The sequence below is a fragment of the Nibricoccus aquaticus genome (assembly GCF_002310495.1).
Lineage (GTDB): Bacteria > Verrucomicrobiota > Verrucomicrobiia > Opitutales > Opitutaceae > Nibricoccus > Nibricoccus aquaticus.
Genome location: NZ_CP023344.1, coordinates 3407499 through 3418992, shown reverse-complemented (window position 1 = coordinate 3418992; position 11494 = coordinate 3407499). Strand labels below are relative to the sequence as shown.

Below are 11494 nucleotides of genomic sequence, written 5' to 3'. Positions count from 1 at the left end.
GGTGGAACGCGCCGTCCCGGCGCGTTGAGCGATTCGTATCCGCGACGCGGCTCTCACATCCCACCGGCACCGGCCTTCACTTGCGAGCGGCCGTTCAACTCACCCCGTGCGGATCATGCGACTCACCCGCCGCTCCGCTCCCATTGCCACCGCCACTGCGCGGCGGATACGGCTGCCGGTTCAACGTTCCGCCCCCCGCCTGCCACGCCAGCCCCACCAGTTCGTCGATGAGCACCGTCGGATCTTCGTCATAGCGCAGCTCCAGAAATTTTCTCCGATACTCCGCGTACGATTGCGGCTCGCCCATCCAGCGATCGAACAACCGCGCAAAATCCCCCGCGCTCGCGATCTTCTCCGATGCCGCACCGTTGCGGAAAAATTTCCACGTGAGCGACTCCTGCGGCATGATCCCGCCAAATGCGTTAAAGATGATCGGACACCGGAAATTCAGCGCCTTCGCGCACGAGGTCGTCCCGCCACGACTCACGATCGCGTCGCTCGCCTGCATGAGCAGATGAACGATCTCAGAGTACGCCTCAATGTAGCACGGCAGCTCCGGATGATTCGCCCGCCAGTGAATGAGTTCGTTAAACGTCTGCTGATCGCGCCCGCAGATAATGATCACTTGGCACTTGTCCGCATGGCGCAGCAGCGTCGGCAACAGGTCGAAGTGGTTGTTCGCGCCATTGCTTCCCGTCGCCAGAAAAACCGTGAACCGCGAACGCCTCAGCCCGAGTTTCTTCACACGGTACTCCTCGCGCTCCTCGCGCGTCATCACTTCTTGATGCGCGCGCGGCAACATCAGATGCCCGCGCACCCGCGCGCGCTCACGCGGGATTCCTTGCTTCACCGCATAATCCATCGCCGTCGGCGTGCGCGAAAAATACAGATCCACTGTCGGCTCGATCCAGTTGAAGCTATAACCCCAGCCACCGGAAAACTCCCCGCAATACGTCGCGCAACGCACATTGCCCTCGCCGAGGATTTTTCGCGCGAGCTGAAAATACCCGCGGTTCAGACAGTCGTGAACGCTGAACACCAGATGCGGCCGGTACTCCTGGATGACCTCCAGATAATAACCGCGCCCAAGCGTCACCGTGCGCTTGTTCAAAAAGCTGAGCACTTCGACCACCGTATAAAACGCCGTGTGCAGGATCGGCATCTTGCGCTGAATCCAGTTGTAGAAATTCACTCCACTCCGGTTCACGAACGACGACTTCTCCAGCATCTGCTCGATGCGCACATCGATCTCGTGGCGGTACAGCTGGAAACACCACTCCGCGAAAGCCTGCGCGCGCGCGTCATGACCGCCGCCCGTGCTTGAGGTGAGAACGAGAATCCGGAGTTTGGACACGCTTTAAGAGGCTCCTTGATAACGCGCGATGATCGCACGACGCACGCGGGCCGGAGCCAGCCGCGAAAACAAGGGCGCGATCCGCGCCTGGAAAAATGATCCCGACCTCACCGTCCCCGAACGCCCGCGCATCAACGCCCGCCGCAGATCCCGCGCCGCCGCGACCGCCAGTGGCGCCGTCGCCAGATGCGACTCCAGCTCCCGCCAAGCAGACGCGAGACGCGGATCGCTGGCACTGAGATGAACGGTGGGCTGCATGGCCTGGTTGAAAGCCGTCCGATAGTCTCCCGGACGAAGGTCGATCACCGTGACGCCCGTGCCCCGCGTTTCAAAGATCAAACTTTCGCTCAGCGCCGACAGCGCCGCCTTCGCCATGTTGTAGCCGCTCATAAACGGCAGCGGAAACTCCACCGCCAGCGACGATACGTTCACCAACGTCCCGCGTTTTCGTGGCAGCATCGAGCGCAGCCCGACATGAGAAAGCCGCGCCGTCGCACTGAGCAACGCATCGACCTGCGCCTGCCAGACCGAAAAATCCACCTCCGTAAACGCACCAAACAAACCATACCCCGCGTTATTGATCACCAGATCGAACCCGCCTTCACCCGCCGCCACCTCCGCCTCGCGAAACGCCCGCTCCGCTCCTGGCGCGTCCGCCAGATCGAGCGCCAGCGGCGTGAAGCGCGTGTCCTTGGCCAGACTCGCCAGCCGCGCCACATCGCGCGCCGTGCCCGTCACGCGAATACCTTCCGCCAGCAACATCTTCGCAAACGCCAGCCCCAGCCCGCCCGACGCGCCCGTGATGAACGCGTGGCGATAACGAGAGGAAAGTTCTTTCGCGGCCACGTTGAGATCAGGCCTTCTTCAGTACGAGGCAGACATTCGCCCCGCCAAAGCCGCTACTGTTATTGAGTACCACGTTCGCCTGCTTGTCCTGCGTCACGAGCGGTATGTTAAGATCCGCGCACGCCGGATCGAGCTGCGTGATGTGCGCCGACCCCGGGATAAACCCCTCGCGCAACGCCAGCGCGCAAAACCCCGTCTCCATCGCACCCGCCAGCGACAGCCCGTGCCCCGTGAGCGCCTTCGTACTGCTCACGAGCGGCTTCGCTCCCGACGGCCCGAAGATCGCGCGCAGCGCCTTCGCCTCCGACAAATCCCCGATCGGCGTCGAGGTCGCGTGCGCATTGATGTGATCCACCTCCGCCGGCGAAACCTTCGCCGCCTTCAGCGCCCGCTCCATCGCCGCGCGCATCCCCAACCCCTCCGGATGCGAGATCGCCACATTGTGCCCGTCCGACGCCTGCCCCCAGCCCGCGAGTTCGCAGTAAGGTTTCACTCCACGCCGCGCGACTTCGTCTTCGCTTTCCAGCACCAGCACAGTCGCGCCGCCCGTCCCCACAAATCCATCACGCGCCACATCGAACGGTCGCGACGCCTTCGCCGGATCGGTCTGCAACGACAGCGCCCGCATACCCGCAAACGGCAAAATGCTGTCCACGTTCCCATCCTCCGCACCGACGACAAACATCCGCTTCTGCCGCCCCAGCGCGATTTCATCGTACGCGAAACCCGCCCCATGCGACGACGACGCGCACGCCGACGAGAAGCCCGTCGAGGCTCCCTTGATTTTGAAATGCGCCACCAGGTTGAAATTCACCGTGCCCGCGATGCCCGCGACGATCCCCAGCGGCGAACAGCGCATGACTCCCTGCGCGTGCATCTTCTGGATCATGTGCCCCATCAGAGAAGGCGAGCCCCCCGATGCCGCATAAAGCCCAGTGTCGTCGTTGGACCAGTCCGCCTCGCTCAGCTTCGCGTCCTCCAGCGCCTGCTGCATCGCGCAGTAAGCGTAGAACGCATTCGGCCCCATCCCGCGCAGGATCTCGCGCTTCACCCGGTAACGTTCTGGATACGTCCAGTCCTCGCAGTCGTACGAGTCCGTCTGAAAACCCTTCACCGGCGCGGCGACCTTCACCGGAATCTCCGGCTTCTGAAACGGCGCGTACACCTCGATGCCATGCCGCAGTTCGCGCAGACTGCGCGTCACGCTGGCAACGTCGTTGCCGATGCTGGTGATGAAGCCGAGGCCGGTCAGGTAAACTTTGGGCATGAGGCAAAAAGTCAGAGGTGACGCCAGCCTCGGGGGAGGCCAGTCGCAACTGATTCTGACAGTCTATAACCGATCAGCTGCGTCAACGCGTCAGCGCGTTTGGTTGGCCGGTACTCGCGCGTCTCAGGCAGGCATCACGCCAACCTGCACGAATGCCGCCGCCTGTCCCGGAGTCACCGCCGGTGAGCCAGCAGAAGCTTTTCCAGTTGCCGAAGCCGGAGCAGATGCGGCCGCCGCATCCAAAGCGCCGACGCCCGTTTCCGCCGCTGGCGGCGTGGCCACCGCTTCCAGATAACCGAAAGTCAGCGTGATCTCCTCAGCGACAGCCGCCTTTTCCTGACCGACGCGAATCAATCCCTCAAACGTCGCCAGCGGCATTTTCGCGCGCTTAGGCTTCACCGAAAGCGTGAGCACATCGCCCGGTTTGCAAACCCGGTGGCAGCGCACGCCCTCGCACGACGTGAAGAAAATCGTCTTCGGGTCCACCACACGTCCGGCCTCGGCCGGGATGATTCCCTCGATCAAGGCCAGCACGCCGAGCTGACCCAGTGCCTCCAACATCATCGAAGCCGGCATCACTGGATTATCCTTAAAGTGACCTTGAAGGAAAAATTCCTGCCCCGTGATCTTGTATTTCCCTTGCGCCGCATGGCTGCTGATCGACGCCTCGTTCAGGAAAAGAAACGGCGGCTGGATCGGCATGACCGCCGCGATCTGCTCGATCGGCATGTGCTTCGTCGGCTTGGGCAACGGCAGGCCGCGGACCTTGCAATCGATGAACAGCTTTACATCGCCCACCGTGCGCAGATTCCGCAGCTCCTCATTATTGATCTGCATCTGGAGCACATCCTCCACGAGGATCACGATCTCCATCATCGTCAGCGAATCGACGCCGAGATCTTCAACCAGTCGCAGCTCATCGTCACCGTGACGCAGCTTGGGCCGGATGTCGGCCTCCACGAAACGCTCGATCACGCCGATCACCACCGAAGGCACGAGATTGGCGTCGTTGGTTTTGCGAAATTGCACCGCCGCCTCGACCGAGGCCGGTGAGCAGCGTTTCAGCGTGTCACGCAGCGCAATTTCGTCTTCAGCACTACTAAAGGGTTTGGGTGCGGCCAGCCCTGTGTCCCGTGGTTTCTGGCCCTGTTCAGCTACGTCTGCCATGATTATTACGTCGGAGTAAGTTTGGCTCGCCAATGATGTAAACGGAAATATGCCCGCCTCTGGTCAGATACGCGTGAGTAATGTTCCCCGCCAACACTCACAGAGCCGTAGGGAAAAATGCGGATGCACAACGCAACCGCCACGCTCCCCATCCTCGCGACCGCTCGGTTTCACCCAAGGTTTTGCTTTTCAGCGGAGCGTTTCACGCTCTCCATGTGCGCCACATGAACGAGGGGCAGGCGCTGAACCCGGTCTTTTTGATCACCCACGAATTCTACCCGAAACGCGGCGGCATCGCCACGTTCACCGAAGAGATCGCCCGCGCTGCCGTCGGCCTCGGCCACGAGGTCGAGGTCTGGGCCCAGTCCGCCCGCGAGACCGCCGAGAAGCCCTGGCCGTTTCACATCCGCCGCCTCGCCGTCAAAGGCACCCACGGCATTGCCTGCCAGATCGGCATCGCACGCCAGCTCATCGCCCAACGCCGTCGCCTCCGCTATGCCACCGTCTATCTCCCCGAGCCCGGCCCCATGCTCGCGATGATGTTCCTCCAGTATTTCAAAACCTTCCGCCCTCGCCGCCTCGTCCTCACCTTCCACGGCTCGGAGATCCTGCGCTTTTCCAATAATCACATCCTCCGCGCCCACACCCGCCGCCTCATCCGCAACGCCACCCGCATCAGCACCCTGACTCACTACACCCAAAACCTGCTCTGCGAACGTTTCCCCGAAGCAGCCGCCAAAACGTTCATCACCCCCGGTGCCCTTCGCTCGGACTTCGCTGTCGTCAGCAGCACCGCTCCGTCCGCCCCCAAAAACCGCCTCGTCATCCTCACCGTTGGGCGCCTCCACCCGCGCAAAGGCCAGCTCATCACCCTCGAAGCGCTTCAAGCCCTCGCCCCACGATTCCGCTCTCAAATCGAATACTGGATCGTCGGCACCGGCCCCGGCTCCGGCAAAAGCAGCTACGAAAATTCCCTGCGCACCGCCGCCTCCCAAGCCGGCTTCCCCGTCCGCTTCTTCGGCGATCTCCCCGACGACGAGCTCGATCAGGTTTACGACCGCGCCGATGTCTTCGCCATGACCAGCATCGACTACCGCCACAGCGTCGAAGGCTTCGGCCTGGTCTACCTCGAAGCCGCCGCCCACGGCCTGCCGATCGTCGCTCACTCCGTCGGGGGAGTAGCCGAAGCCGTCATAGACAACGTCACCGGCCTCCTCGTCCCTCCCCGTCACCCCGCGCAACTCTCCGCCGCTTTCGAAAAACTCATCAGCGACTCGTCTCTCCGCACCCGACTCGGCGCCGCCGGCCACGACTGGGCCCGCCGCAACCGCTGGGAACACTCCGCCCGCCTCCTCTTCAATCCTTCGCCCGAAGCCAGCGCCTCTCCTTTTTGATGATCACCTCCCGCAGCCAGATCACCGTCCGCTACGCCGAGACCGATATGATGGGCGTCGTTTACCACGGCAGCTACCTCCCTTGGTTCGAGATCGGCCGCACCACCCTTCTCCGCGAACAAGGTCTTCCTTACCGCGAACTCGAAGCCGAGGGCTTTCTCCTCCCCGTCCTCGAAGTCACCGCCCGCTACCTCCGCCCCGCGCGCTACGACGACACCATCACCATCGTCACCACGCTCCGCGAAAAGCCCACCCTCCGCATCCTCCTCGAATACGAGCTCTTCAACGGCGACACCCTCATCGCCACGGGGAAAACCCTCCACGCCTTCATCGACCGCCAGGGCCGCCCCGTCCGCCCCCCCCCACGCTTCGCCACCCGCATGAACGAAGCCTTCCGCGCCTGATTCCTTAATGGAGGGACGACCTCCGTGTAGTCCGCCGCCCCGGCCTCTTTAATCCAGACAATAGATACACCGCGTCTTCCTAGCCGCCGCGCCTGCCCACGCCCGTCCGTCAGTTCACGCGCTTCTTGGCCGCAGCCTTGGGCTCCACCCAAACGCGCAACAAATACTCCGCCAGGTTGCGCAGACTCACCCGCTTCGCCCCGGGCGCTCCATGGTCGCGGAACTCCGCCACCACCCGCGCCCGCTCCTCCAGATAACGCCACAGCTCTCCATCCAAAGTCATGCTGAGCGCGTGAGCATCCGCCTGCGCCGCCGCGAGCCCACGAACTTTCTGCTCCCAATAATGTCTCTCCTCGGGATTTCTTTGCACATAGTCGAACAACTGCTGCTCGCATCGATTCAAACTCATCACCCACACCCTGCTCCCGCGCTCTTCAAAAACAACCGCAAACCCACGTAAACCATGGCATTGCAATCTTCACCCTCTCCGACACTCTCCATCCGTCCCCCCGACAACTCTATGTGGCAAAAACTTAAAGAGCAGCTCCCCGCGATTCTCATCACCGTCATCGTCATCATCGGTGTCGCGTTCTGGTCCCACCAAAAATCCCTCGCCGACGCCGCCAAGTATCAAGCCTCCATCGACGCCCTCCGCGATCAACACGCCGCCGAACTCAAGGCCTCGTCCGACGAAACCCACCGCCAGATCGACGCCCTCAATACCCTCCTCAAAGACGCCATCCAGAAGCGCTCCTCCGACGCTTTCATGACCGAAGCCGAGGCTCAAAAAGCCGAGCAGGAAAAAAACGACAAGCTCGCCGAGGCCATCGCCGCCAAGATCCAACCTTTCAATCCGCTCCCCAAGACCCCCGAGGAAGCCGAGCGTATCCAGAACGAACAGACCGACAAAGTCTCCTCGCGCATGGCGGAGAAAATCCAGCCCATCCTCGCCGAGATGTCCCGCGACCAGCACCTCACCCGCGACTCCATCGCCGCCTACAGCCAGCGCATCTCCGATCAACTCGGCGTCGTCCTCACCGCCGAGATGGCCCGCAATCAACAGCTAAATAACAACCTCGCCTCCACCCAGATCGTCGCCCGCGACTCCCTCCGCCTTTCGCAGGAGGTCACCGCCCTCTACCTCGCTTCGTTCAAGGACCAGGGCCTCATCACCCGCCTCCTCTCGCTCCCGGCCAACGTCGTCAAAGACGCCACCAGCCTGAGCCTCGTCAACAGCTCCGACCGCAAGAAAATGGAAGAGCGCCTCTTCGCCCAGCTCAACTCCATCGAGCAGCGCCTCAACGCCGAGCAGGCCAAACTACCCAAGAAATAACCGGCTCCCGCAAGTTGCCATCCCCCAAGCTACGCGTTGCCTGCGCGTAGCTTTTTTATTTCCAAAAACCAGCAGCCCACCACCGGATGAAATCCAGATTACTCTTCCTCACACTCTCCACACTCCTCGCTTTCGCCGCCGCATCTCTCGGCGGATGTCGCAAAAAGGCCGATACCGAAAGCGCCTCCAAGGCCGGTCCCACACCCGTCGAATCCGGCAACCGCACGCAAACCCTCCACCTCGGAAACATCGGCGAACCCAACGACCTCGACCCTCACGTCGGCGACAGCCACGAGACCTTCAACATCATCTCCGCCCTCTTCGAAGGCCTCGCCCAGTACGACGCCAAAACCTCCGAACCCGTCCCCGCCGCCGCCGAGCGCTGGGAAACTTCTCCCGACGGCCTCGTCTGGACCTTCCACCTCCGCAAAGCCGCCAAATGGTCCAACGGCGATCCCCTTACCGCCCACGACTTCGTCTTCGGCTTCCAGCGCATGCTCTCGCCCAACCTCGCCGCCCAGTATGCGCAAACCCTCTACGTCCTGAAAAACGCCGAGGCGTACAACACCGGCAAAATCACCGACGCCTCGCAGATCGGTGCCCGCGCCCTCGACGACCATACTCTCGAGCTCTCCCTCGATCACCCCGTCCCCTACCTCGCCGGACTCGTCTGCCACTCCGCGTGGTACCCGATCCATCGCGCCACCATCGAAAAATTCGGCGCCATCGACCAGCGCGGCCTCCCGTGGACCCGCCCCGGCAACATCGTCAGCAACGGTTACTTCATCCTCGCCGACTGGCGCCCCAACCAGTTCATCCGCCTCACCAAAAGCCCGACGTATTGGGATCGTGACAACGTGAAGCTCAACGAAGTCCTCTTCCACCCCATCGAAAGCGCCGACGCCGAGGAGCGCGCCTTCCGCTCCGGCCAGCTCCACATCACACGACAAGTTCCCATCCCCAAAATCGCCACCTACCGCAAGGAACGCCCCGACGTCCTCAAAAACGACCCCGTCCTCTCGATCTACTATTACAGCCTCAACACCGAGAAACCGCCTCTCACCGACGCCCGTGTCCGCCGCGCCCTCGCCCTCGCCATCGACCGCGACCAGATCGTCAAATTCGTCACGCGCGGCGGCCAGCTCCCCGCCGGCCACTTCACTCCGCCCGGCACCGCCGGCTTCACCGCTCAAGCAGTCACCGGCACCGACATCCCCACCGCCCAGAAACTCCTCGCCGAAGCCGGCTTCCCGGGCGGCAAAGGATTCCCCCGCATCGAAATCCTCTATAACACCAGCGAGGGCCACAAAAGTATCGCCGAAGCCATTCAGCAGATGTGGAAGAAAAACCTCGGCGTGGACATCGGCCTCTACAACCAGGAAGCCAAGGTCTGGCTCGATTCGATGCGCCAGAAAAATTATCAAATCTCTCGCGCCGGTTGGGGCGGCGACTACCTCGATCCCAGCACTTTCCTCGACATCATGCTCGGCGACAGCGGCAACAATCACACCAACTGGAAAAACCCCGAGTACGACCGCGTTCTTCTCGAAGCCCGCAACACCTCGGACCAGGCGAAACGCTTCGAAAACTTCCAGCGCGCCGAGCAAATCCTGTCCGAGGACATGCCCATCATCCCCATCTATTTCTACGTGAGAAACACCCTCGTACTCCCCGAGGTCAAAGGCTGGTACGGCAACCTCCTCGATCACCACCCGCTCAAAGGCGTCTACCTCCAGCCATAACTCCGCCCGCGCCTCCACCGCTTCCTCTCCAAAAAACAAAACCCCGGCGTGATCTACGCCGGGGTTTTGTTTTCCCCAAAAGCCTCCGATCTCGGCGGGGGCCGCCCGCTCACTGTATCGCGATCTTCAACACGCGCCCATCGACCGTCACGTTCGCGACCTTCTTCCACGCCTCGATGCCCTGCTCCGGCATCGCCTGCGATTCCTTCGCCCGCTTGATCAGATAACTTGTCGCCCCCGGGATGCGATGCACCGGTAGCGACCCCACATAAAACGTCTTCGGCGCGTACACGTACTCATCGCCTTCCTTCTCGAAACCACCGTTAGCCTGCACCACCAGCGGCACATCCAGCGCCAGCATCCGCAGCGGGTTGAACGTCGCCGAGCAGGAAACCTGCACCGCGTTATCCGCGATGCGGAAACTCGGATGCGACCACGTCACCAGCTCATCCGGAAGCGGTTCATCGACCGGCGCGGCCGGTTCCGCCGCCTTCCCCGCAACCGCCGGCTTCGGAGCCGGTTTTGCCGGGGCATCCGGCGCGAACCACAAATTCAACTCATCCTCAATCAACGCGATCTCGCCCGGCGTCGATTCAGCCAGCGCCTTCCGCTTCGTGCGCCACTGCTTCGCCTTCCCCGTCTCCTTCGAGCCCTCGACGAAATAAATCTGCCCCGGCACTCGGTCCGCCTCCTTCGGCAGCGCCTTCACTGTCTCCACCGGCTTATAGACCAGATACGCCACGCCAGCGACCAGCCCCAGCCCCACGCTCAACGCCGCGCCCAGCGTCACTTCAAACAAACTGGGACCGTACAACGCGCGCTCGAGTTTTTTGTCTTTCATAAATCGTCAGGGGTTGGGCTTTTTAACTGCCCGACTGCTAAAGCCTTTTCCCCGTCCCGTCCATGACGCGCACGCCCCCACCCCCGCTTTAATCGACTATTTACGCCCACCCCAAAACGCCTGCGGGTCATTGGTCATTGGTCATTGGTCATTCCACGCGGGAAGCGCGGCCAGCCTTGCCGCCCCGCTCCTGCTCGCAAAAGTACCGCCCTCCGCCCGATGGACTTCCCTGACCGCCTCCACGCCTACACGACCCGCGCCGAAACCGCCCTCGACGCCCTCCTCCCCTCGGCGACCACCCGCCCCGCGCGCATCCACGAAGCCATGCGCTACAGCCTCCAGGCCGGCGGCAAACGTCTCCGCCCCGTCCTCGCCCTCGCCACCGCCGAGCTAACCGGCCAGCCCTGCGTCGACCCGCTTCCCGCCGCCGTCGCCCTCGAATGCATCCACACGTACTCGCTCATCCACGACGACCTCCCGTGCATGGATAACGACGACTTCCGCCGCGGCCGCCCCACCTGCCACAAAGCCTTCGACGAAGCCACCGCCCTCCTCGCCGGCGACGCCCTCCTCACCCACGCCTTCCGCCTCCTCGCCACACAGTACGCCGCCAATCCAACCCTCTCGCACGCGCTCACCCTCGAACTCTCCAACGCCGCCAGCAGCGAACAACTCATCGGCGGCCAGATGGAAGACCTCCTCGCCGAGAAAAAATCCGACGCCACCCCCGATCAGCTCGAGTTCATTCACCTCAACAAAACCGCCGCCATGATCCGCGCCTCCCTCGTCATGGGCGGCCTCTGCGCCGGCCTGGACGCTCCCGCGCTAGACACGCTCCGCGTTCTCGGTCGCGAACTCGGACTCACCTTCCAGATCATCGACGACATCCTCGATGCCACCGCCGACAGCGCCACCCTCGGCAAGACTGCCGGCAAAGACGCCAAAGCCGACAAGACCACTTTCGTGAAACTCCACGGCCTCGACGGCGCCCGCCGCCACGCCCGCGAACACACCGACGCCGCCCTCGCAGCCCTCGCCCAACTCCCCGGCGACACCGCCTTCCTCCGCCAGCTCGTCGAAACCATGCTCGTCCGCAAAAGTTAAAAACGCAGCCGGCTACTCCGACATCCCGCACCTCCGAACGGA

11 protein-coding genes are annotated in these 11494 nt (G+C 62.7%); 5 read left to right on the top strand and 6 right to left on the bottom strand.

The window, feature by feature from the left end; all coding sequences use genetic code 11:
• Positions 1 to 94: 94 nt before the first annotated feature.
• From CMV30_RS13670 to CMV30_RS20530, 4 genes are all read right to left on the bottom strand, one after another.
• Positions 95 to 1354: a glycosyltransferase gene (locus CMV30_RS13670; protein ID WP_096056559.1), complete on the bottom strand. Its 1260-nt coding sequence runs from the start codon at positions 1352 to 1354 to the stop codon at positions 95 to 97.
• A 3-nt stretch (positions 1355 to 1357) separates the two neighbouring features.
• Positions 1358 to 2200: an SDR family NAD(P)-dependent oxidoreductase gene (locus CMV30_RS13665; RefSeq protein WP_096056558.1), complete on the bottom strand. Its 843-nt coding sequence runs from the start codon at positions 2198 to 2200 to the stop codon at positions 1358 to 1360.
• Between the two features lie 7 nt (positions 2201 to 2207).
• Complete coding sequence (locus tag CMV30_RS13660) at positions 2208 to 3467, bottom strand: beta-ketoacyl-[acyl-carrier-protein] synthase family protein (protein WP_096056557.1); 1260 nt, start codon at positions 3465 to 3467, stop codon at positions 2208 to 2210.
• Positions 3468 to 3590: 123 nt separating this feature from the next.
• Positions 3591 to 4634: an ApeI family dehydratase gene (locus CMV30_RS20530; RefSeq protein ID WP_138223300.1), complete on the bottom strand. Its 1044-nt coding sequence runs from the start codon at positions 4632 to 4634 to the stop codon at positions 3591 to 3593.
• Positions 4635 to 4858: 224 nt separating this feature from the next.
• Here CMV30_RS20530 and CMV30_RS13645 point away from each other — a divergent pair, with 224 nt between their 5' ends.
• Together CMV30_RS13645 and CMV30_RS13640 are read left to right on the top strand one after the other, a co-directional pair.
• A complete protein-coding gene (locus tag CMV30_RS13645; RefSeq protein WP_245844479.1) occupies positions 4859 to 6028 on the top strand; it encodes a glycosyltransferase family 4 protein in 1170 nt (389 codons plus the stop codon).
• Complete coding sequence (locus CMV30_RS13640; protein ID WP_096056556.1) at positions 6028 to 6432, top strand: acyl-CoA thioesterase; 405 nt, start codon at positions 6028 to 6030, stop codon at positions 6430 to 6432. Before CMV30_RS13645 ends, CMV30_RS13640 begins: the two co-directional genes overlap by 1 nt.
• 109 nt (positions 6433 to 6541) lie before the next feature.
• Here the strand turns inward: CMV30_RS13640 and CMV30_RS13635 are convergent, their stop codons facing one another.
• Positions 6542 to 6841 (bottom strand): hypothetical protein, encoded by a 300-nt coding sequence (locus CMV30_RS13635; protein ID WP_096056555.1) that lies wholly within the window; start codon positions 6839 to 6841, stop codon positions 6542 to 6544.
• A 54-nt stretch (positions 6842 to 6895) separates the two neighbouring features.
• Here CMV30_RS13635 and CMV30_RS13630 point away from each other — a divergent pair, with 54 nt between their 5' ends.
• Together CMV30_RS13630 and CMV30_RS13625 are read left to right on the top strand one after the other, a co-directional pair.
• Complete coding sequence (locus CMV30_RS13630) at positions 6896 to 7765, top strand: hypothetical protein (protein ID WP_138223299.1); 870 nt, start codon at positions 6896 to 6898, stop codon at positions 7763 to 7765.
• Between the two features lie 86 nt (positions 7766 to 7851).
• A complete protein-coding gene (locus tag CMV30_RS13625) occupies positions 7852 to 9507 on the top strand; it encodes a peptide ABC transporter substrate-binding protein (RefSeq protein WP_096056553.1) in 1656 nt (551 codons plus the stop codon).
• Positions 9508 to 9616: 109 nt separating this feature from the next.
• Here CMV30_RS13625 and CMV30_RS13620 read toward each other — a convergent pair whose 3' ends face one another.
• A complete protein-coding gene (locus tag CMV30_RS13620) occupies positions 9617 to 10348 on the bottom strand; it encodes a hypothetical protein (protein WP_096056552.1) in 732 nt (243 codons plus the stop codon).
• A gap of 219 nt (positions 10349 to 10567) precedes the next feature.
• Between CMV30_RS13620 and CMV30_RS13615 the strand changes: the two genes are divergently transcribed.
• On the top strand, positions 10568 to 11452 hold the full coding sequence (locus CMV30_RS13615; RefSeq protein WP_096056551.1) for a polyprenyl synthetase family protein: 885 nt from the start codon (positions 10568 to 10570) through the stop codon (positions 11450 to 11452).
• Positions 11453 to 11494: the final 42 nt, after the last annotated feature.